This window comes from Streptomyces sp. JJ36 (assembly GCF_021696945.1).
Lineage (GTDB): Bacteria > Actinomycetota > Actinomycetes > Streptomycetales > Streptomycetaceae > Streptomyces.
The window spans coordinates 102,379-123,229 of sequence record NZ_JACYHE010000012.1 but is presented as its reverse complement, the minus strand read 5'-3'; the positions used below and the strand labels follow the sequence as shown (position 1 = coordinate 123,229).

Below are 20,851 nucleotides of genomic sequence, written 5' to 3'. Positions count from 1 at the left end.
CGGCCGCCCCGGCGCCGCCGCGGGGTGCGCGGTTCGCGGGTGCGGCGCACCCCGCGGGCCCCGCGAAACCCGCGAGCGGCGCCGAGGAGCGGGCCGCGGCCCTGGCCACCGCCCGTGAGGCCGTGCGGCGGGTCGCCCGGCTGCGGGAGGCGGGCCGTGGCGGAGAGGCGCACTCGGTGCTCTGCGAGGCCGTCGGCTGGCCCGGCCTCCGGCTCGCCGTGCTGGCGGGAGAGCTGGAACGGGCCGGGCTCACCGCGGACGTGTCGGCGCTGTTGTGGGAGGCGGCGTCCTTGCCGCCACAACGGCTCGCCGGTGCCGCCGCGGCCCTGGCCGCGGCCGGACGCGGGGAGGACTGCGGCCGGCTGCTGCGGCAGGGGGTCGCCCGCCCCGTGGCCGAGGTCGGCGAGGCGGCACTGACCCTGCGCGCGGCGGGGCACCCGGCCGAGGCCGTGGAGTTGCTGGCCGCGCTGGTCCGTTCGCGTACCCCGGCCGAGGCCGCGGCCGCCGTGCAGGCCGGCCCGCGGGAGCTGGCACCGGCGCTGCTGGCGGCCGCCGGCGTCGTGTCGCAGCAGCACCGGCGCGCGCTCGCCAACGCCCTGCGGGCCGCCGGAGTGCCCGGTGTCCCGGACCCGGCCGTCCGGTGAGGGCACCCGGAGCACCGCGCGCGCAGCGGCAACCGTGGGTGGTGGGCGGACGGGTGCGTCGCGATGCCGGCGAGGCGGCCGCCGCAGCCTCCGACGAGGGGGGCCTCCGGACGACCGAGCACAACGAGCGCGCCGCCGCCGGCGGCGAGCGGCACGGGCGGCCGCCGTCGGCTGAGGTGCCGCCGGCTCCGGCCCTCACCCGGCACCGGGCCGTCGCCATCGTTGCGCCTCGCCGGCCTTGAGCCCCGGTCCGGCACCGGGCCATCGGTACCCGTTGCCTTTCCGGCTTCGGCTGCCGGCCGGCACCGGCCCGCCGGACCCCGGAGCGGCCGCTGCCGGGCGGGCGCGAGGGCAGGGCGGCCCCTCTCCGGCCTACCCGGGCTCGACGGGCCGCGGCTCCGTGGTCCCGGCGGAGCCGTTACGCCCAGCCCCGGACCCGCCGCTCCGAGGGCGGCACCGGATGCGGTGCCGTACCCGGTGGCGCCCCGCCCGCCGCGGGCGGACCATGGAGGTGTACGGACAGTGCGGCAGGGCCGCCGCCCCGGAGGGCCGGCCGCCCGGTCCCGCCGGCTCGCGCGCCCTCCGTACGGTGAACGCGGAAGGTGCTGAGGACGATGACCACGTTCATGGACGTCCACCACGGCATGACCGGTATCACGAAAGAGCAGCTCCGGCAGGCGCACGCCGCCGACACCGCGATCGAGGCGGAGGAGGACGTCCACTTCCAGCGCGCCTGGGCCGACCCGGCGTCCGGCACGGTCTTCTGCCTCTCCGAGGCGCCGTCCGCCGAGGCGGTGCAGCGTATCCACGAGCGGACCGGACACCCGGCGGACGTGATCCACGAGGTGCCGCTCTCCGTCTGAGCCGCCGGAGCCGCCGGAACCGCACAAGGAGCCCGGGCCGCCCGGGAGCCCCCGGCCGCGGACGGGCCGACCGGCGGTCGCCGGCCGCCTGCCGGTACATTCGGACGCCGGCAAGCAGGGGTGCGCGCACGGGCGCCGGGTCCGGTACGGCGCGCTCCCCGGGCACGAGGCGGTGAACATGACCGAGGTGCGCACCGCGCACACCGCGGAACTGGCCGGGCACGAGCTCGACGCCGTCCGCGCGCTCCTCGACCAGGCGTTCGGGGGCGACTTCAGTGATGCCGACTGGGACCACACCCTCGGGGGCGTGCACGTCACGCTCCGGGAGGACGGCGAGGTGCTCGCGCACGGCGCGGTGGTGCAGCGGCGGCTGCTGCACGGCGACCGGGCGCTGCGCACCGGCTATGTGGAGGGTCTCGCGGTGCGTCCCGGACGGCAGCGGCAGGGCCACGGCACCGCCGTACTGGACGCGCTGGAGCGCGTGGTGCGTGCCGCCTACCCGCTGGGCGCCCTCTCCGCCACCCCGGAGGGGGAGCGCCTCTATCTCTCCCGCGGCTGGCGGCGCTGGCAGGGGCGGACGTTCGTGCTCGCCCCGGAGGGCCTGCGGCGCACCCCGGAGGAGGACGACGCCGTCTTCGTGCTGCCGCCCGGGGACGGCGGCACGCCGCTCGACCTCACCGGCGACCTGGTCTGCGACTGGCGGTGCGGCGATGTCTGGTAGCACCGGCGGGTCCGGCACCCGGGGCGGCCCGGCCGGCCGCTCCGCGCGGCCGGCCGTGGCGGAACGCCACCGGTGGGCCGTGGAGACGATGGACGTACGCCCGGACGACCGCGTGCTGGAGATCGGCTGCGGGCACGGCGTCGCCGCCGGTCTGGTCGCGGAGCGGCTCACCGGCGGCGGGCGGATCACCGCCCTGGACCGGTCCGCCAAGATGGCCGAGGCGGCGCGCGCCCGCAACCGGCCGCACCTCGCCGCGGGCCGGGCCGACATCCGGGAACTCTCCCTCGCGGACGCGGTCTTCCCCGAGGGCTCCTTCGACAAGGTGTTCGCCGCCCATGTCGGCACCCTGTGGCTGGGGCCGTACGCCGAGGCCGGGATGGTGCTGCCGTGGCTGGCCCCCGGGGGCGCCCTCTACCTCTTCGGGCAGCCGCTGGACACCCGCCAGCTCCAGGACGTGGCGCACACCATCGCCTCCGGGGTGGAGCAGTCCGGCTTCACGGTCCGGGCCGTGGAGGTCGGGCAGACCGCGCCGCGGCCCACCCTGTGCGTGGTGGCCGTCCCCGCAGCGGCGGGCTGACCCGGCGTCACACCGGGCCCGTCGCCCCGTGCCGCCTGGGGCGCGGTGGCCCCCGGCACAGGCTGCGCCTCTCCCGGCCCGGGCCCCGGCCGGGCTCCGCACCTCCCGGCCGCGGGGCGACGCCTGCGTCCAGGCCCGGGCCCGCCCGCTCCGCCCCGGGGCGACGCCCGCGCACCCGGCCGGACCGCCCCGGTGCGCCGGTCACCCGCCGGCGAAGAGCTTGACGTCCGCCAGCAGCGCCCGGTGGTCGCTGCCCCGGAGGTCCAGGAAGACCGCGTCCCGCACTTCGAACTCCTCGCTGACCAGCACATGGTCGATCTGCGCCCCCAGCGGCGGCGCGGTCGCCGTCGGCCAGGTCGGGGTCCGGGACCGGCCCTCCAGGCGGGCGGCGTCCCGCAGCCCGGTCTCCAGCAGGGCCCGGAAGGCCGCATGGTCCTGGGAGGCGTTGAAGTCACCGGCCATGAGCAGCGGTTCCGCCCGGTGCGCGGCGGCGTAGTCACGCAGGGCGCCCAGCTCGCGCCGCCACGGGCCGACGGAACGGAAGAGCGGCGGCATCGGGTGGGCCACCTGCACCCGCACCGTGGCGCCCCCGAACTCGACCAGCGCGCCCGGCATGGTCAGCGTGCCGGGGACCGGCGGCAGCGTGCGCAGCGGGCGGCTGCTCAGCAGCGCGGACCCCGCAGCCGCGGAGTCCCCGGGCAGGACGACGCGGTACGGGTAGGCGTCCCGCACCGCGGTGGTACGGAGCGCCGCGGCACACCGCCGGTCGCACTCCTGGACGGACACCAGGTGCGGGCGTTCCCGGCGCAGCGCCCCCAGCAGCGCCCCGGTGGCGTCGCCGTGCTCCAGGTTCGCGGTCAGCACCCGGAAACGCGCGGTGGCCGGCTCCTGCCGGGGCGGCGGCGCGTCGGGCCCGTACGGCTGCAGGAACCAGCCGGTGGAGCCCAGCACGGCGGCCGCCCACAGCAGCACCAGCACGCGGCGCGCCAGGATCGCGCAGACCAGACCGAGCCAGGCCGGGGCGAGGAACCAGGGAAGGAAGGCCAGGAGCTGCGGGACCGGCGAGGGCCCGTCCGCGTCCAGCCCGCGGAAGACCAGCGGCACGCTGAACGGCAGCAGCAGGACGACCGCGCACCACAGCGCCCACCGGCGCAGCCGCCGGCGGCGGCGCGGCGGGCGGTCCGGCGGTCCGTACGGTCCGTCCCGCCTCCCCCGCGGCGGCCCCCCGCTCCGCCCACGCCGCAGCTCCGGCGGCACCTCGCCCCGGTACTCGTAGTCGTCGTCCCCCGCGTACACGCCTCGATGGTGCCTCATCCGCGCGCCGGCCCAGGGCGATCTCTCGCTCCCTGCGCATGTCGGCAGCGGAAAGAGCGCCCTGACGGACCAGAGCCGCCCGCGGTGCCGGGTGCGGTGCACCGTCCCGTCACGGCGGACGGCGTGCCGCCCCGGACGGTGGCGCCGGGGCCGGACGGCCGGTGATGATGTGGGCCGGCCCGCACATCGTCACCGGCCGTCCGGCGAGGGGAGCACGCATGACGGGAACCGGCCCCACCGAGGCCTTCCGCGCTGCCAGGGACACGCTGCTCGCGCACCGCGAGGACTACCAGACCGCCCGGGCGCGGTTCGCCTGGCCCCGGCCGGAGCACTTCAACTGGGCACTGGACTGGTTCGACCGGATCGCCGAGGGCAACGACCGCACGGCCCTGCACCTCGCAGAGGAGGACGGCACGCAGACCCGGGTGTCCTTCGCCGCGATGCGGGAGCGCTCGGACCGGGTGGCCACCTGGCTGCGCGACGCGGCCGGGGTGCGGCCGGGCGACGGCATCGTGCTGATGCTCGGCAACCAGGTGGAGCTCTGGGAGACCCTGCTGGCCGCGATGAAGCTGCGCGCCGTGGTCATCCCGGCCACCCCGCTGCTCGGCCCGATCGACCTGGCGGACCGTGTCACCCGCGGGGCCGCCCGGCACGTGCTGGTGCGGGCCCGGGACGCCGCCAAGCTCGACGAGGTCCCCGGCGACTACACGCGGATCGCGGTCGGCGGCGCCGGGCCGGGCTGGCTGGCGTACGAGGACTCCCGGGACGCCCCGGCGTACTTCGTCCCGGACGGGCCCACCCGGGCCGGCGACACGCTGCTGCTCTACTTCACCTCCGGTACCACGGCGCAGCCGAAGCTCGTCGAGCACACCCATCTGTCGTACCCGGTGGGGCATCTGGCCACCATGTACTGGATCGGCCTGCGCCCCGGTGACGTGCATCTGAACATCTCCTCGCCCGGCTGGGCCAAGCACGCGTGGTCCAGCTTCTTCGCGCCCTGGAACGCCGAGGCGACGATCTTTGTGCACAACTACACGCGGTTCGACCCGGCCCGGCTGATGGCCGAGATGGACGGTGCCGGGGTGACCTCCTTCTGTGCCCCGCCCACCGTGTGGCGGATGCTCATCCAGGCCGACCTCGGCCTGCTCCGCCGGGCGCCGCGCGAGGTGGTGGCCGCGGGCGAACCGCTCAACCCGGAGGTCATCGAGCGGGTCCGGCGGGAGTGGGGCGTCACCGTCCGGGACGGGTTCGGGCAGACGGAGACCGCGGTGCAGGTGGCGAACACGCCGGGGCAGCCGGTCCGGCCCGGCTCGATGGGCCGGGCCACCCCCGGCTTCGAGGTGGTCCTGCTGGACCCGGTGACCGGCGAACCGGCCGACGAGGGCGAGATCTGTCTCGACCTGAACGGCCCGGACGGCCGGCCGGCCGGGCTGATGACGGGTTACCGGGGCGACCCGGAGCACACGGCGGAGGTGATGGCCGGCGGTTACTACCGCACCGGCGACATCGGCTCCCGGGACGCGGACGGCTGCCTCACCTATGTGGGCCGGCGCGACGATGTCTTCAAGTCCTCCGACTACAAGGTGTCGCCCTTCGAACTGGAGAGCGCGCTGCTGGAGCACGAGGCGGTCGCGGAGGCGGCGGTGGTGCCCTCGCCGGACCCGCTGCGGCTGGCAGTGCCCAAGGCGTACGTGGTGCCGGCGGAGGGATGGGAGCCGGGCCCGGAGACGGCGCGGGCGCTCTTCGCGCACGCGCGGAGGGTGCTCGCCCCGTACAAACGGGTACGGGTGATCGAGTTCGCCGAGCTGCCGAAGACCGTTTCCGGGAAGATCCGGCGGGTGGAGCTGCGGGAGCACGCGGCGCACGCGCCGGGCACGGAGTACCGGGAGTGAGCCGGGGCCCGGCCGTGCGGTGACGCAGGGGCGGTGACGCAGCGGCGGTGACTCAGGAGGTCGCGCGGAGCAGCGCGTCGGCGGGGTCGTTGACGGGCTGCGGGGTGCCGGTGAGGTCCAGCACGAAGAGCGCCACGCCCAGTGCGTCGGCGCGGTTCCGGGCGTCCTGGGAGTAGCCGGCGAGGGAGAAGCAGACGGCGGCGGCCGACTCGTTGAGCCCGTTCAGCCAGAGCGTCTCCACCTCGCGCAGGGCGGTCGGCGTGGTCGTCGGGTCGACATGGGCGAGGATCCCGGGGCCGCGGACGTCCACTCCGGAGGAGGGGCGGCCGCCGACCACCCGTACCTCGGTGAAGCCGATCCAGCGCAGGTACTGGGCGGCGGCGGTACGGGCGTCCTGGGCGGTGCGGATGGTCACGGGGCGGAAGGCGGGCCGCCGTACGGGCGCCCGCTCGGCCGGTGCGGGCCGCCGGAGGGGGCCGGGCCCGCCGTGCCCCGGTGCCGGCGGGGACTCCGGGCCGGCGGGGGTGCCGCCCAGGTCGCCCGGCGGCTGCTGTGCGGGCCCCGGCGCGGCGACCGGCATCCGCACCATGGCGCCGCAGCCGCAGCCGAACTCCGGCTGCGGCCACTCGTCCTGCCGTCCGCATGCGCCGCACCGTACGGGCACCCAGGAGCCGGCCCAGGTGCGGTGCTCCACCCGTACGGGGACGCCGCCGCGCAGCAGCGGCAACGTCACCGGGGCGCCGCAGGCGCAGGGGTAGCTCGGCGGGGCGTAGCTGTGCTCCCGGCGGCAGACGGGGCAGCGCACGGACACGCTCTCGGCCATGGCGGCGGCTCCTGGGCACGGCGACGACGGCAGGGCGGACCACCTCATGGTCCCCGAACCCGGCGCGCTCCGGGAAGCACGGCGCCGCAACGGGGAGAGCCCCCGGCCGACGGTCACCCCTCATCACGGACCGGCGGCGCGGGGGAGCGCGGAGACGGACCTCCCCGTCAGCCTTCGCGCAGCTCGCGCATGGCTTCCTCGACGCGCGTGCCGTAGTCCGGGTCGGCGGCGTGGAAGTGGGCGAGGTTCTTCTCGACGACGTCCTCCCGGGAGACCTGGGAGAGGCCGCCCGCGATGTTGGCGACCAGCCGGCGCTTCTCCTCCTCCGACATGAGCCGGTAGAGCTCACCGGCCTGGAAGAAGTCGTCGTCCTTGGAGTGGGCCGGTGCCTCGTGCGTGCCGGTGTGGCCGTTCACCGGGCGCGGCGCGGAGAGCGCCCGGCCGGTCTCCACGGGGCCGCCGTAGGAGTTGGGCTCGTAGTTCTTCGCCTCGCGCCCCTGCGGGTTCGTGGCCATGAAGCCGTCCCGGCCGTAGTTGTTCGCCACCGTGGCCTTCGGCGCGTTGACCGGGAGCTGGGTGTGGTTGACGCCGAGCCGGTAGCGGTGTGCGTCGGCGTAGGCGAAGAGCCTGCCCTGGAGCATCTTGTCCGGGGAGGGGCCGATGCCGGGCACGAAGTTGTTCGGGGAGAAGGCGGACTGCTCGACCTCGGCGAAGACGTTCTCCGGGTTGCGGTCCAGCACCAGCCGGCCGACCCGCTGGAGGGGGTGGTCGGCGTGCGGCCAGACCTTGGTGAGGTCGAAGGGGTTGAAGCGGTAGTCCGCGGCCTCGGCGGCGGGCATGACCTGGACGTAGAGGGTCCAGGAGGGGTGGACGCCGCGCTCGATGGCCTGGAGCAGGTCGGTCTGGTGGCTGTTCGGGTCGGTGCCGGACAGCTCGGCGCCCTGCTCGCTGCTGAGGCAGCGGATGCCCTGGTTGGTCTTGAAGTGGTACTTGACGAAGAAGGCCTCGCCGTCGGCGTTGGTCCACTGGTAGGTGTGCGAGCCGTAGCCGTTCATGTGCCGGTAGGAGGCCGGGATGCCGCGGTCGCCCATCAGCCAGGTGACCTGGTGGGTGGCCTCGGGGGCGTGCGCCCAGAAGTCCCAGACGTTGTCCGGCTCCTGCTTGCCGGTGAAGGGGTCCCGCTTCTGTGAGTGGATGAAGTCGGGGAACTTCAGCGGGTCCTTGATGAAGAAGACCGGTGTGTTGTTGCCGACGAGGTCGTAGTTGCCCTCCTCGGTGTAGAACTTCACGGCGAAGCCGCGGGGGTCGCGGGCGGCGTCCGGGCCGCCGAGGTTGTCCGCGACGGTGGAGAAGCGGACGAAGGTCTCCGTGCGGCGGCCGACCTCGCCCAGGAAGTGTGCGGCGGTCCAGCCGGTGACGTCGTCGGTCACCTCGAACCAGCCGTACGCGCCCGAGCCGCGGGCGTGCACGACCCGCTCGGGGATGCGCTCCCGGTTGAACCGCGCGAGCTTCTCGAGCAGGTGCTGGTCCTGGAGGAGCAGCGGGCCGCCGACGCCGGCGGTGGCGGAGTTCTGGTTGTCTGCGACAGGGGCGCCGGACTCCGTGGTGAGAGTCCCCGCCGTCGGCGTGGGCTTGGACATGGTGACCTTTCCTGCTGACGTATGCGGAAGACCCTTTCCGCATGTGGGAGCGTAGGGACGCCCGGATAGAGCGTCAACACTTTGTTGAAACCGGGGCGGGCGCGGGCGCGCCGTCACCTCTGCGGCGCGCCCGCGGTGCCGGGACGGTTCAGGACAACGGTGTGATCGCGGTCGGTGCGTGTCCCGGCTCGGTGGCGAGCTCCTCGAACTCCTGCACGGCGCTGATGTCGGCCGTGGGGCTCATCGAGATGTTGGTGACGCGCTCGAGGATGGCCTCGACGACCACCGGCACCCGGTGTTCGGCGGCCAGCTTCCTGGCCTCCTCGAAGGCCGGCAGCAGGTCCTCCGGGTCGGTGACGCGCAGCGCCTTGCAGCCCAGGCCCTCGGCGACCTTGACGTGGTCGACGCCGTAGACGCCCAGCTCCGGTGTGTTGATGTTCTCGAACTCCAGATTGACCTGGAAGTCGATGTCGAGGCCGATCTGCGCCTGCCGGATCAGGCCCAGATAGGAGTTGTTCACCAGGACATGGACGTAGGGGATGCGGTGCTGTGCGCCGACCGCCAACTCCTCCATCATGAACTGGAAGTCGTAGTCGCCCGACAGCGCGACGACGGACGCGTCCGGGTCCGCGGTGGCGACACCCAGCGCGGCGGGCACGGTCCAGCCCAGCGGCCCGGCCTGGCCGCAGTTGATCCAGTGCCGCGGCTTGTAGACGTGCAGGAACTGGGCACCGGCGATCTGCGACAGACCGATCGTCGAGACATAGACGGTGTCCCGGCCGAAGGCGCGGTTCATCTCCTCGTAGACGCGCTGCGGCTTCAGCGGCACGTTGTCGAAGTGTGTCCTGCGCTGCAGGGTCGCCTTGCGCTCCTGGGCGGAGGCCGCCCACGCGGAGCGGTCCGGGAGCCTGCCGGCGGCCTCGAGCTCCCTCGCCACCTCGACGCAGAGCTCCAGGGCGGCCTTGGCGTCGGAGACGATGCCGTAGTCCGGGGCGAAGATCCTGCCGATCTGGGTCGGCTCGATGTCGATGTGGACGAACGTCCGGCCCTCGGTGTACACGTCCATCCGGTAACCGGTGTGGCGGTTGGCCCAGCGGTTGCCGATGCCGAGGACGAAGTCCGACTCCAGGAAGGTCGCGTTGCCGTAGCGGTGACCGGTCTGCTGGCCGACCATACCGGCGTTCAGCGCGTGGTCGTCGGCGATGACGCCCCAGCCCATCAGGGTCGGCACCACCGGGATCCCGGTGAGTTCGGCGAACTCGACCAGCAGGTCGGAGGCGTCGGCGTTGATGACACCGCCGCCCGCGATGATCAGCGGGCGCTCCGACGCGCCGAGCATGGCCAGCGCCTTCTCCACCTGGCGGCGGGTCGCGGCGGGCCGGTGCACCGGCAGCGGTTCGTAGTACTCGGGGTCGAACTCGATCTCGGTCTGCTGGACGTCGATCGGCAGGTCGATGTGGACCGGGCCCGGGCGGCCGGAGCGCATCAGGTGAAACGCCTCCTGGAAGACGCCGGGCACCTGCGCGGCCTCCAGCACGGTGGTGGCCTTCTTGGTGACCGGAGCCGCGATGGCCTCGATGTCGACCGCCTGGAAGTCCTCCTTGTGCAGGAGATGGGTGGGCGCCTGGCCGGTGATCGTCAGGATCGGGACGGAGTCACCGATCGCCGAGTACAGGCCGGTGATCATGTCGGTGCCGGCCGGGCCCGACGTACCGATGCACACACCGATGTTGCCGGCCTTGGCGCGCGTGTAGCCCTCGGCCATGTGGGAGGCGCCCTCGACGTGCCGGGCGAGCTTGTGCTCGATTCCGCCGCCTGCCTTGAGGGCTGCGTAGAAGGGGTTGATCGCCGCGCCGGGCACGCCGAACGCGGTGTCCACGCCCTCGCGCTTGAGGATCTCGACTGCCGCTCGGGCAGCGGTCATACGGGCCATGGGGAAACTCCTGTTCCGGCCGGCCGCCGGCGTCGGGGCCGGGGCCGGGGTCGCAGCAGACGGTGAGGAAGGCGGGGCCCGGCTGGTGTCCGGGCGGGGTGGGTGCCACGCAGGGGTCGGGGCGGGCGGGTGCCACGCAGGGGTCGGGGTGGGCGGGTGCCACGCAGGTCGGTACGGGTGGGTGCCGCGTGGCTCCGGGCGGGTGGACGCCCCGTGGATATCCGGGCGGCGGCGCCTGGGCGCGACAGGACAGGTGTCGGCGCCGCCGCCCGGACGTGGCGGGGAGGGCCGCTGCGGCCCTCCGGGATGCGGCGGGTTCCCGCGTACGGGCCCGGGCCGGTCAGGGGTCGGCCGGTCCCGTACGGGCGGGTCCGCGGGAAGCACCGGCCGGGACCGGTGCGGTGCCGGGCGGCCCCGGTGCGGGGCCGGCCCGCGGCGGTCAGTCCCGGACCGGGAGGCCGGAGAGGCGCTCGACGCCGCGCAGCAGCGCGGAGTGGTCGAGGCCGCCGTCGCCCTGCGCCCGCAGGGACGCCACCAGGTCGGCCACCAGGGAGCCGACCGGCAGGGCGGCGCCGACGGTGCGGGCGGCGTCGCTGACGATGCCCATGTCCTTGTGGTGCAGGTCGATGCGGAAGCCGGGCTGGAAGTCCCGGTTCTTGAAGTTGTCCTTCTTCCGGGTCAGCACGGTGGAGCCGGCCAGGCCGCCGTTGAGCACGTCCAGGGCGGCGTTCAGGTCGACGCCGGACTTCTCCAGGAAGACCACGGCCTCGGCGCAGGCCTGGATGTGGACCGCGACGATGAGCTGGTTGGCCGCCTTGACGGTCTGGCCGGAGCCGTGCGGGCCGCAGAGCACGATGGTCTTGCCCAGCGCGTCGAAGAGCGGCTTGGCGCGGTCGAAGTCGGCCTGCTCGCCGCCGACCATGATGGAGAGCACCGCTTCGACGGCGCCGGCCTCGCCGCCGGAGACCGGGGCGTCCAGCACCCGGATGTCCTTCTCCGCCGCGGCCTTGGCCAGGTCGACGGAGGTCTGCGGGGTGATCGAGGACATGTCGATCAGCAGGGCGCCGGACTTCGCGTGCTCCAGGATGCCCTCGGGGCCGTAGGCGATCGCCTCGACCTGCGGGGACGCGGGGACCATGGTGATCACGACGTCGGCGTCGCGGACGGCCTCGGCGATCGAGGCGGCGGCGGCGCCGCCGTTCTTCGTCAGCCGGTCCAGCTTCTCCTGCTCCAGGGTGTAGCCGGTGACGTCGTAGCCGGCCTTGATCAGGTTCTCGGCCATGGGGGAGCCCATGATGCCCAGGCCGATCCAGGCGATCTTCGGGAGGTTGCTCATGAGGGTGCTGCCTTTCGGGGGCGATCGGAGAGGTTCGGGGGGTTTCCGGCGGGAAGCACCGGCCGTTTGCGGGTCGTGCCGGCCCGGTACGCGGAGAGGGCCTAGCGCGCCGCGCGGAGCGGCGCGGGGAGCCAGTCGAAGGCGCCGGCGCTGGGCGTGTCGCCCGGCTTGTACTCCAGCCCGATCCAGCCGTCGTAGCCGGTCTTCCGCAGCCGGCCGAGCAGGTCGGTGAAGTCGAGTCCGCCGGTGCCGGGGGCGCCGCGGCCGGGGTTGTCGGCGATCTGCACATGGCCGGTCCTGGCCGTGTAGGCGTCGATGACCTGGTGCAGGTCCTCGCCGTTCATGGACAGGTGGTAGAGGTCCATCAGGAAGCGGGCGTTGTCCAGCCCGGTCCGCTCGTTGACCCGGTCCACCACCTCGACGGCGCGGGGGGCGCTGACGATCGGGCACTTCGGCGACTCGGGCGCGTTCAGCGCCTCGACCAGTACCACCGCGCCGATCCGGTCGGCGGCGCGGGCCGCCCGCTCCAGGTTCTCCAGGGCGAGGGCGTCCTGCTCCGCCTCGTCCACGCCCTCGACGCGGTTGCCGTAGAGGGCGTTGAGCGCGGTGCAGCCGAGCGAGCCGGCGAAGTCCACCGCGACGTCGATGTTGGCGCGGAACTTCTCGGACTCCTCGCCGGGGACCGACAGCGCGCCGCGGTCGGGGCCCGGGAGCTGTCCGGCGTAGAAGTTCAGGCCGGTCAGCGTGGTGCCCGCGTCGTTCAGCGCGTGCCGGAGCGCGTCCAGCTCGGACTTCTCCGGGACGGGTGCGTCGACCCAGGGCCACCACAGCTCGACCGCGGTGAATCCCGCTGCGGCGGCAGCGGCGGGTCGCTCCAGGAGCGGCAGTTCGGTGAAGAGGATCGACAGGTTGACCGTGAAGCGGTGGTCTCCGCTGCCGATTTCTGCGAGGGGGGCCACTGTGATCGGTGCTCCCTTCCGTATTGCGGAAGTTCGTTTCTGCGTGTTGGAAGAGTGCTACCGGGTGCCGGGTGCTGTCAAGTGCGGCCGGGTCCGGTGGGCCCGTACGGGCCTAAGGTGGGGCTGTGCGATTGAAGGTGGAGTTCACGACGGAACCGTTCGACCTGGAGGAGCCGCCGCCGCACGCGGTGGTGGCACGGGAGACGGTGCAGGCCGCGGGGCTGGACGCGCTCGACGTCGGCCCGTTCGGCAACACGGCGGAAGGTGCCGCGGAAGAGGTGCTGGCGGCGGTCTCGGCGATGCTGCGCCGCTCCCTGGACGCCGGTGCGACCCGGGTGTCGTTGCAGGTCAACGTGGTGTCCGAAGGCGAGCCGGGGGAGGCCGCGTCGTGAGCGTCCCGGGGGATCACCCGTTCGTGGCGGCCGTGAAGCCGCTGGTCGACGCCATGGGCGGGGAGATGGTCGAGCCCGCCCGCGCCGAGGGTGACGACGTCGTGCTGGCCTGGGAGGGGCGGGACGTGGTCGCGGTGCGGCTGCCGCACCTGTCGGACTCGCTGGACCACATCCTGGCGGAGCTGGAACGCCGGCACGGCATGCCGCTCTCCGAGCTGGACCGCAAGACCAAGCAGTCGGTGGTGCGCATCCTGGAGACCCGCGGGGCCTTCTCCGTGCGTCACGGCGTGGAGACGGTGGCGAGCGCGCTGGGGGTCAGCCGCTTCACCGTCTACAACTATCTGAACAGGGAGAACGCCACCAGGGGCGGTTCCTGAGCCGATGCCGCCGCGGGCCCGCGCCGTGCGGCGGACCCGCGGCGCGGCCCGTGCCCGCGCGGCACGCACCTCCCGCCGCCGTCCGGATGCCGGGCGGCGGTTTTTTCCGCACCCAGAGTTCAACAAAGTGTTGACGTGGTGTGCTCGGAGGGCTTAGCTGTTCCCAGCCCGAACAGCACCACGGCCTCGGAGGCCCCCCGTGACTTCGACTCCGACACCAGGTCTGACCTGGTTCAACACCGCCGAGGAGAGCGCGGCCCGGGCCGCACTCGCCGAGGTCTGCGCCTCGTCCGCCTGGGGGAGCGGGGTGCTCTCCCGGCGTCCGTACGCCGACCCGGCGGCCCTCTTCGCCGCCAGCGACGCCGCCATGGCGGAGCTGACCGCGGAGGACCTCGCGGAGGCCATGGCGGCACACCCGCCGATCGGCCGCCCGAAGCCGGGCGACCCGGCCTCCGCACGGGAGCAGCGGGGCATGTCCGGGGCCTCCGAGGAGCTCAGGGCGGAGATGCTGGAACTGAACCTGGCCTACCAGGAGCGGTTCGGTCACGTCTTCCTGATCTGCGCCACCGGCCTCTCCGGTGAGCAGATGCGGGACGCGCTCCGCGAGCGCCTCGGCAACCCGCCGGAGCGCGAGCGGGAGAACGTACGCGACGAACTGGTGAAGATCAACCGCATCCGGCTGACCCGCCTCGCCCGGGAGGCACCCGCAGCGCACGAAGGAGCCTGAGCCATGAGCACCGAGCACGCCGGCACCACCGCCTCCGTGTCCACGCACATCCTGGACACCAGTGTGGGCCGCCCCGCCGGGGGTGTGGCCGTCGCGCTGTCCGTCCGTGCGGGCGGCGACGGTGACTGGGCCGCGCACGGCGCGTCGCAGACCGACGCGGACGGGCGCTGCAAAGACCTTCCGGTCCTGCCGGAGGGCACCACGCACGTACGGCTCCGCTTCGAGGTCGAGCCGTACTTCGCCGGCCACGCCGCGCGAGCACCGCAAGCCGAGGAAAAGCAGGACGCCCCCCGCGTAAGGGACAGCGCCCCCCAAGGAAGGGAAAGTGGCAGTTTCTTCCCCGAGGTGACCATCGTCTTCGCGGTCGTCCCGGGTGAGCACTACCACGTACCGCTGCTGCTCAACCCGTTCGGCTACTCCGTGTACCGAGGGAGCTGACACGAACATGACCGCTATGTCCCGCCCGGCCCGCCCGGTCGTCCTGGGCCAGAACCAGTACGGCAAGGCGGAGAACCGGGTCGTCAAGATCACGCGCGACGGCGACACCCACCACATCAAGGACCTGAACGTCTCGGTCGCGCTCTCCGGCGACATGGAGGACGTCCACTACTCCGGCTCCAACGCGAACGTCCTGCCGACGGACACCACCAAGAACACCGTGTTCGCCTTCGCAAAGGAGCACGGCATCGAGTCGGCCGAGCAGTTCGGCGTCCACCTGGCCCGGCACTTCGTGACCAGCCAGGAGCCGATCCACCGGGCCCGCATCCGCATCGAGGAGTACGCCTGGGAGCGGATCGCCACCTCGGAGGCCAACTCGAAGTTCATCGGCGCCGACCAGGTGCAGCACTCCTTCGTCCGCACCGGCCAGGAGACCCGCACCGCCCAGATCACCTTCGACGGCGAGCGCTTCGAGGTGCTCTCCGGACTCAGCGGCCTGACCGTCCTCAACTCCACCAACTCGGAGTTCTGGGGCTACCTCAAGGACCGCTACACCACGCTGAAGGAGGACTACGACCGCATCCTCGCCACCGAGGTCGCCGCCGTCTGGCGGCACGGCTGGTCCGGCCCGGAGACGCGGATGCCGAACTGGGACCGGTCGTACGCGGAGGTGAAGAAGCACATGCTGCACGCCTTCGCCGAGACCTACTCCCTCTCCCTCCAGCAGACGCTCTACCAGATGGGCGCCCGGGTGATCAACAGCCGCGCGGAGGTGGAGGAGATCCGCTTCTCCATGCCGAACAAGCACCACTTCCGGGTGGACCTGGAGCCCTTCGGGCTGAAGAACGAGGCCGCCGACGGCGCCGTCTACTACGCGGCCGACCGGCCGTACGGCCTGATCGAGGCCACCGTCCTCCGGGACGGCGCCGAGCAGCGCATCCCGGTGGACATCACGAACCTCTGACCGCGAAACCCACCCTTTCGGCACCCGGAGCGGTAACGGTGGGGGCAGTCCTGTCAACTGCCCCGCCGGCTCCGGCACTCACCTCACGGGCCCTGCCGTGCCCCTCCCCGGCCGACGGCGGGGAGTCCCGACGCCGAACACAGAACGAGGACCACCATGGCAGACCGAGCAGAGCGCATCGTCATCGAGAACTGCGCCGTCGCCACCGTCGACGCCGAGGACACCGAGTACGCCTCCGGGCACGTCGTCGTCGCGGACCACCGCATCGAGTCCGTGGGAGCCGGCCCGGCGCCCGGGGGACTCGACGGCGTCGTACGGCGCGTGGACGGCACCGGCCATCTGGCCACCCCCGGACTGGTCAACACCCACCACCACTTCTACCAGTGGATCACCCGCGGTCTCGCCCAGGACTGCAACCTCTTCAACTGGCTGGTGACGCTCTATCCGGTCTGGGCGCGCATCGACGAGCAGATGGTGCACGCCGCGGCCCAGGGCTCGCTGGCGATGATGGCCCGTGGCGGCGTCACCACCGCCATGGACCACCACTACGTCTTCCCGCAGGGCGCCGGCGATCTGCTCGGCGCCGAGATCCGGGCCGCCCGCGACATGGGCGTGCGCTTCACCGCGGCCCGCGGCTCCATGGACCGCGGCGAGTCGGACGGCGGCCTGCCGCCGGACTTCGCGGTGGAGAGCACCGAGGACGCGCTGCGCGCCACGGAGGAGGCGGTCGACCGCCACCACGACGCCTCCTTCGGGTCCATGCTGCACATCGCCGTGGCACCGTGCTCGCCGTTCTCCGTGACCACCGAGCTGCTCCGGGAGGCGGCCGTGCTCGCCCGCCGCAAGGGCGTACGGCTGCACACGCACGGCTCGGAGACGGTCGAGGAGGAGAAGTTCTGCCACGAGCTCTTCGGCAAGGGGCCCACCGACTATCTGGACTCCACCGGCTGGCTCGGCGAGGACGTGTGGATGGCGCACTGCGTCCACATGAACGACTCCGACATCGCTGCCTTCGCCCGCACCGGCACCGGTGTCGCGCACTGCCCCTCCTCCAACGCCCGGCTCGCCGCGGGCATCGCCCGGGTCCCGGACATGCTGGCGAGCGGTGTCCCGGTCGGGCTCGGGGTGGACGGCACCGCCTCCAACGAGTCCGGCGAGCTGCACACCGAGCTGCGCAACGCCCTCCTCGTCAACCGCCTCGGCGAGCACCGGGAGAAGGCGCTGAACGTCCGTCAGGCGCTCCGGCTGGGCACCCGCGGCGGCGCCCGGGTGCTGGGCCGCACCGCGGAGATCGGCTCGCTGGAGGCCGGCAAGCTGGCCGACCTGGTGCTCTGGAAGCTCGACGGCCTCGGCCACTCCTCCATCGCCGACCCGGTCGCCGCCCTCGTCCTGGGGGCCGCCGCGCCGGTGACGCTCTCCCTGGTGAACGGCCGGCCGGTGGTCGAGGACGGCCGCCTGGTCACCGCCGACGAGGACGCGATCGCCCGCAGCACCCGGGACGAGGCACGGCGCCTCGCCCGTATCGCCGACGGCGCCCGCTGACCGGGCGTACCGGCACCGCCGCCGTACCGCAGCGGCGTACGGCACCCGCCGTCGTACGACGGCCCCGCAGCTCCGGCCGGGAGGGACGGCTCCCGGCCGGAACCCGGGCATCCGAGCGGGATGCTCGGGCACCGCTCCCGGGACCGGCCCCGGCCGGTCCCGGGAGCGGCCCGCACGACCAGGGCGCGACGGGACACCGCAACCGCACACCCAGCAGGACCTTGCCCCCCACGCACGACGCAGCACGACCTCCCTGAAACCGCGTGCCACCCCGGCACACGTCCACCGACAGGAGGAACCGCCCGTGGCCGAGACGCCCAGGTTCACCGCGCAAGGCACCACCCCCGACGGCACCCCGGAACCCGACGCCCCGGACGGGGGCGCCCGCGACGCGAGCGGCGCGCCCGCCGGAGAGCACCCGCCGGACGGGGGAGCCCCGGCCCCGGACCGTGCCTCCGCCCCCGGCAAGCACCCCGTCGACGAGACGCTGCCGCCGCTCCGGCTCGTCACCACCGGTCTCCAGCATGTGGCCGCCATGTACGCGGGCGTCGTGGCGCCCCCGCTCGTGGTGGGCGTGGCCGTCGGCCTCTCGACGGCCGAGCTCACCTTCCTCATGGGCGCCAGCCTGTTCACGGCGGGCATCGCCACCCTGCTCCAGACGCTGGGCGTCTGGCGGATCGGCGCCCGGCTGCCCTTCGTCAACGGTGTCACCTTCGCCGGCGTGGCGCCCATGCTCGCCATCGTCGGCTCCGAGGAGCCCGGGGACGCGCTCCCGGTCATCTTCGGCGCCGTGATGGTCGCCGGGGCCCTCGGCTTCCTCCTCGCGCCGTACTTCGGCAAACTCGTCCGCTTCTTCCCGCCCGTCGTCACGGGCACCGTCATCACCCTGATCGGCATCTCGCTGCTGCCGGTCGCCTTCAACTGGGCCCAGGGCGGGGACGCGCAGGCCGACGACTACGGCGCGGCCGCGAACATCGCCATGGCGGCGGTGACGCTGGTGACCGTGCTGCTGCTGCGCCGTTTCACCGGCGGCTTCGTCAAGCAGATCGCGGTGCTGCTCGGTCTGGTCATCGGGACGCTGCTGGCGATACCGGCCGGCCTGACCGACTTCTCCGCGCTCGGAGAGGCGGACGTGGTGGGCTTCCCGACGCCCTTCCACTTCGGCGCCCCGCAGTTCTCGCCGGCCGCGATCATCTCGATCTGCATCGTCATGGTGGTGTCGATGACGGAGTCCACCGCCGACATGCTGGCGCTGGGCGAGATCGTGGACCGCCCGGCGGACGAGAAGACGATCGCGGCCGGCCTGCGCGCCGACACCCTGGGCTCCTTCGTCAGCCCCTTCTTCAACGGCTTCACCTGCAGCGCCTTCGCACAGAACATCGGCCTGGTGGCGATGACCCGGGTGCGCAGCCGCTTCGTGGTCGCCGCCGGCGGCGCCATCCTGGTGCTGATGGGCCTCTGCCCGGTCGCGGCCGCGCTCATCGCCGCCGTCCCGCTGCCGGTGCTGGGCGGGGCGGGTGTGGTGCTCTTCGGCTCGGTCGCCGCCAGCGGCATCCAGACGCTGGTGAGGGCGGGCCTGGACCGGGACAGCAACGTGGTGGTCGTAGCGGTCTCGCTGGCCGTCGGCATCATCCCCATCACCGCGGAGGGCTTCTACCACTCCTTCCCGGAGAGCGCGCGCATCGTCCTGGACTCCGGCATCTCCACCGGCTGCCTCGCGGCCATCGTCCTCAACTTCCTCTTCAACCACCTCGGCGGGCGCCGGGCGGAAGAGCAGACCGTCGCACACCCGATGGAGCCGCACGCCGAGCCGGGCTCCCAGCCGCCCCCGGCGCACCCCGAGAGCGCCCCCGCGGCCACCCGCTGAGCGGGTGCGCCCCGGCCCGAACGGGTGGCAGCGCAGGGCCAGTCGCGGTGACCTCACGCATGAACGCCGCGCAACGGGACATTCCGGCGGTGGTCCGTGGCGGCACCGCCCCGGATCGACGGAATCCGGGCGGTAGTCCCATAACCAATACATATCGATGTATGGTCCCTGTACCGGTGCTCCGCGCCGTCACGCTTCGCGTCCCCGCAGGTGGGGGCGGTGGTGACGGCGCGGACCGGTGCGCGGGCGCCGCCCGGTGGGAACGGAGCACCCCTCCGGCTGGGCCAAGATGATCCCTCAGCACCGTCTGAAGGAGCCACCCCCCCGTGCACGCCACCACCAGCCGCCGGAAGTTCGTCGCCGCGGCCGGAGCGGCTCTCGGCCTGGCCGGGGCCACCGCCGCCGTCACCGCGATCGCCGCCGGCACCGACGACGAGTCGTCGGACTCACCGTCCGCCGAGGCCAGTGTCCGCCCCCCGAACGTCATCGTCGTCCTCGCCGACGACCTCGGGTACGGGGAGCTGGGCTCGTACGGCCAGCGCCTGATCACCACCCCGCGGCTCGACGAACTTGCCGCCGAGGGGATGCGGTTCACCCAGGCGTACGCACCGGCGCCGGTCTGCGCCCCGTCCCGCTGCTCGCTGCTGACCGGGCTGCACAGCGGGCACGCCGCCGTGCGCACCAACCCCTTCCAGGGCCCGCAGGCCTCCATAGGCGACGACGACACCACCTTCGCGGAGCTGCTGCGGGAACGCGGCTACCGGACGGCCTGCGTGGGCAAGTGGGGCTTCGGGCCGGAGGAGCCCCACCAGCCCAGTCACCCGAACAGCCGGGGCTTCGAGGAGTTCTACGGCTACATCGCCCACGGCGCCGCGCACGACTACCACCCGGACGCGCTGTGGCACAACGCCGAACGGGTGGCGCTGCCTGCCAACGCGAACGGCCGCCGCGGCACCTACGCCCCGGACCTCTTCCACGAACGGGCGCTGGACTTCCTGGAGCGGCACGCCGGCGGGGACGACCCCTTCCTGCTCTACTTCGCCCCGAACGTCCCGCACGCCCCGAGCCGCCGGCTGGAGCAGGCCGGCTACGCCACCCGCCCCTGGACCCAGGCGAACAAGGGCCACGCCGCCCAGGTCTCCCACCTCGACGCCTCCGTCGGGGCCATGGTCGACCTGCTGCGTGCCAAGGGCGCCGACCGGGACACCATCCTGCTGGTCAGCAGCGACAACGGCCCGCACGACGAGGGCCGGGTCGACCCCGCGCGGTTCGCCGCCGCCGGCGGCCTCCGCGGCAACAAGCGCAACCTCTACGAGGGCGGCATCCGGGTGCCGCTCATCGCCTGGGCGCCGGGCCGGATCGAGCCCGGCAGCGAGACCGACCGTGCCACACCGCTCACCGACGTGCTGCCCACCGTGGCCGAGCTGGCCGGCGCCCGCGTGCCCGGAAACATCGACGGCGTCTCCCTCACCGGGCTCCTCGGCGGGGGCGACGCCCGTCCGCACCGGTATCTCTACTGGTACCGCAACGACCCGCACGCCACCCGCCACTCGCAGCGCGCCGACCACGGCCGCGGGCTGCAGGTCTGCGAGGCGGTGCGGCAGGGCGACTGGAAGCTGGTCCGGTTCGCCCCCGGCCGGGACCGCTCGGTGCCGGACGCGCGCTGGCAGGTCGAGCTCTACAACCTGCGGACGGACCCGGGGGAGCGGCACGACGTCGCCGCACGGCATCCGCGGATCGTGGCCCGGCTGGTCAACCTCGCGCACGACGCCTGGGTGGAGCCGCAGCCGGTACGCGCCTGAGCGGCCCGCGGGCGGGCCGCGGCGCCGGCCCGCCCGTACG

At 73.8% G+C, this 20,851-nt stretch carries 18 protein-coding genes and 1 pseudogene; 13 read left to right on the top strand and 6 right to left on the bottom strand.

Translation table 11 applies throughout. The annotated features are described in order from the left end of the window. The 4 genes and pseudogenes from HOY81_RS07640 to HOY81_RS07625 all read left to right on the top strand — a co-directional run. Positions 1 to 644: pseudogene (locus tag HOY81_RS07640) on the top strand (hypothetical protein); the annotation flags it as partial. A 614-nt stretch (positions 645 to 1,258) separates the two neighbouring features. Then, entirely contained in the window at positions 1,259 to 1,507 is a 249-nt protein-coding gene (locus tag HOY81_RS07635; protein WP_237319454.1) for an SCO4226 family nickel-binding protein, read from the top strand. A 178-nt stretch (positions 1,508 to 1,685) separates the two neighbouring features. Further along, complete coding sequence (locus HOY81_RS07630) at positions 1,686 to 2,228, top strand: GNAT family N-acetyltransferase (RefSeq protein ID WP_237319453.1); 543 nt, start codon at positions 1,686 to 1,688, stop codon at positions 2,226 to 2,228. Beyond that, complete coding sequence (locus tag HOY81_RS07625) at positions 2,218 to 2,805, top strand: cyclopropane-fatty-acyl-phospholipid synthase family protein (protein WP_237319452.1); 588 nt, start codon at positions 2,218 to 2,220, stop codon at positions 2,803 to 2,805. Before HOY81_RS07630 ends, HOY81_RS07625 begins: the two co-directional genes overlap by 11 nt. A 201-nt stretch (positions 2,806 to 3,006) precedes the next feature. Here HOY81_RS07625 and HOY81_RS07620 read toward each other — a convergent pair whose 3' ends face one another. Continuing rightward, a complete protein-coding gene (locus HOY81_RS07620) occupies positions 3,007 to 4,101 on the bottom strand; it encodes an endonuclease/exonuclease/phosphatase family protein (protein WP_237319451.1) in 1,095 nt (364 codons plus the stop codon). Positions 4,102 to 4,337: 236 nt separating this feature from the next. On the opposite strand from HOY81_RS07620, the gene HOY81_RS07615 reads away from it, so the two are divergent. Further along, a complete protein-coding gene (locus tag HOY81_RS07615; protein WP_237319450.1) occupies positions 4,338 to 6,011 on the top strand; it encodes an AMP-binding protein in 1,674 nt (557 codons plus the stop codon). Between the two features lie 52 nt (positions 6,012 to 6,063). Here HOY81_RS07615 and HOY81_RS07610 read toward each other — a convergent pair whose 3' ends face one another. The 5 genes from HOY81_RS07610 to HOY81_RS07590 form a co-directional block, all read right to left on the bottom strand. Continuing rightward, positions 6,064 to 6,834: a hypothetical protein gene (locus HOY81_RS07610; protein ID WP_237319449.1), complete on the bottom strand. Its 771-nt coding sequence runs from the start codon at positions 6,832 to 6,834 to the stop codon at positions 6,064 to 6,066. A 167-nt stretch (positions 6,835 to 7,001) separates the two neighbouring features. Beyond that, positions 7,002 to 8,474, bottom strand: a complete 1,473-nt coding sequence (locus HOY81_RS07605; protein ID WP_237319448.1) for a catalase — start codon at positions 8,472 to 8,474, stop codon at positions 7,002 to 7,004. A gap of 148 nt (positions 8,475 to 8,622) precedes the next feature. Continuing rightward, on the bottom strand, positions 8,623 to 10,407 hold the full coding sequence (gene gcl / locus HOY81_RS07600; RefSeq protein WP_237319447.1) for a glyoxylate carboligase: 1,785 nt from the start codon (positions 10,405 to 10,407) through the stop codon (positions 8,623 to 8,625). A 439-nt stretch (positions 10,408 to 10,846) separates the two neighbouring features. After that, positions 10,847 to 11,743 (bottom strand): 2-hydroxy-3-oxopropionate reductase, encoded by an 897-nt coding sequence (locus HOY81_RS07595; RefSeq protein ID WP_237319446.1) that lies wholly within the window; start codon positions 11,741 to 11,743, stop codon positions 10,847 to 10,849. Positions 11,744 to 11,844: 101 nt separating this feature from the next. Beyond that, positions 11,845 to 12,684: a TIM barrel protein gene (locus HOY81_RS07590; RefSeq protein WP_237319463.1), complete on the bottom strand. Its 840-nt coding sequence runs from the start codon at positions 12,682 to 12,684 to the stop codon at positions 11,845 to 11,847. A gap of 143 nt (positions 12,685 to 12,827) precedes the next feature. On the opposite strand from HOY81_RS07590, the gene HOY81_RS07585 reads away from it, so the two are divergent. From HOY81_RS07585 to HOY81_RS07550, 8 genes are all read left to right on the top strand, one after another. Then, on the top strand, positions 12,828 to 13,094 hold the full coding sequence (locus tag HOY81_RS07585) for a hypothetical protein (protein ID WP_237319445.1): 267 nt from the start codon (positions 12,828 to 12,830) through the stop codon (positions 13,092 to 13,094). Next, entirely contained in the window at positions 13,091 to 13,471 is a 381-nt protein-coding gene (locus HOY81_RS07580) for a helix-turn-helix domain-containing protein (RefSeq protein ID WP_237319444.1), read from the top strand. Before HOY81_RS07585 ends, HOY81_RS07580 begins: the two co-directional genes overlap by 4 nt. A gap of 199 nt (positions 13,472 to 13,670) precedes the next feature. Further along, positions 13,671 to 14,198: a 2-oxo-4-hydroxy-4-carboxy-5-ureidoimidazoline decarboxylase gene (gene uraD / locus HOY81_RS07575; RefSeq protein ID WP_237319443.1), complete on the top strand. Its 528-nt coding sequence runs from the start codon at positions 13,671 to 13,673 to the stop codon at positions 14,196 to 14,198. Positions 14,199 to 14,201: 3 nt separating this feature from the next. Continuing rightward, positions 14,202 to 14,636 (top strand): hydroxyisourate hydrolase, encoded by a 435-nt coding sequence (locus HOY81_RS07570; RefSeq protein ID WP_237319442.1) that lies wholly within the window; start codon positions 14,202 to 14,204, stop codon positions 14,634 to 14,636. A gap of 7 nt (positions 14,637 to 14,643) precedes the next feature. Further along, a complete protein-coding gene (gene pucL / locus HOY81_RS07565; protein ID WP_237319441.1) occupies positions 14,644 to 15,600 on the top strand; it encodes a factor-independent urate hydroxylase in 957 nt (318 codons plus the stop codon). A 156-nt stretch (positions 15,601 to 15,756) separates the two neighbouring features. Then, on the top strand, positions 15,757 to 17,142 hold the full coding sequence (locus HOY81_RS07560) for an 8-oxoguanine deaminase (protein ID WP_237319440.1): 1,386 nt from the start codon (positions 15,757 to 15,759) through the stop codon (positions 17,140 to 17,142). A gap of 487 nt (positions 17,143 to 17,629) precedes the next feature. Continuing rightward, the gene (locus HOY81_RS07555; RefSeq protein WP_237319462.1) at positions 17,630 to 19,009 is read left to right on the top strand and encodes a nucleobase:cation symporter-2 family protein; all 1,380 of its coding nucleotides are present in this window, start codon (positions 17,630 to 17,632) and stop codon (positions 19,007 to 19,009) included. Between the two features lie 326 nt (positions 19,010 to 19,335). Continuing rightward, on the top strand, positions 19,336 to 20,811 hold the full coding sequence (locus tag HOY81_RS07550; RefSeq protein WP_237319439.1) for an arylsulfatase: 1,476 nt from the start codon (positions 19,336 to 19,338) through the stop codon (positions 20,809 to 20,811). Positions 20,812 to 20,851 lie beyond the last annotated feature (40 nt).

Bases quoted from the DNA above. Each gene is read 5' to 3' on its own strand.
- HOY81_RS07605 (WP_237319448.1), bottom strand. From the start codon at position 8,474: ATGTCCAAGCCCACGCCGACGGCGGGGACTCTCACCACGGAGTCCGGC.
- HOY81_RS07560 (WP_237319440.1), top strand. From the start codon at position 15,757: ATGGCAGACCGAGCAGAGCGCATCGTCATCGAGAACTGCGCCGTCGCC.
- pucL (WP_237319441.1), top strand. From the start codon at position 14,644: ATGACCGCTATGTCCCGCCCGGCCCGCCCGGTCGTCCTGGGCCAGAAC.
- HOY81_RS07595 (WP_237319446.1), bottom strand. From the start codon at position 11,743: ATGAGCAACCTCCCGAAGATCGCCTGGATCGGCCTGGGCATCATGGGC.
- HOY81_RS07610 (WP_237319449.1), bottom strand. From the start codon at position 6,834: ATGGCCGAGAGCGTGTCCGTGCGCTGCCCCGTCTGCCGCCGGGAGCAC.
- HOY81_RS07635 (WP_237319454.1), top strand. From the start codon at position 1,259: ATGACCACGTTCATGGACGTCCACCACGGCATGACCGGTATCACGAAA.
- HOY81_RS07630 (WP_237319453.1), top strand. From the start codon at position 1,686: ATGACCGAGGTGCGCACCGCGCACACCGCGGAACTGGCCGGGCACGAG.
- HOY81_RS07625 (WP_237319452.1), top strand. From the start codon at position 2,218: ATGTCTGGTAGCACCGGCGGGTCCGGCACCCGGGGCGGCCCGGCCGGC.
- HOY81_RS07570 (WP_237319442.1), top strand. From the start codon at position 14,202: ATGAGCACCGAGCACGCCGGCACCACCGCCTCCGTGTCCACGCACATC.
- HOY81_RS07615 (WP_237319450.1), top strand. From the start codon at position 4,338: ATGACGGGAACCGGCCCCACCGAGGCCTTCCGCGCTGCCAGGGACACG.
- gcl (WP_237319447.1), bottom strand. From the start codon at position 10,407: ATGGCCCGTATGACCGCTGCCCGAGCGGCAGTCGAGATCCTCAAGCGC.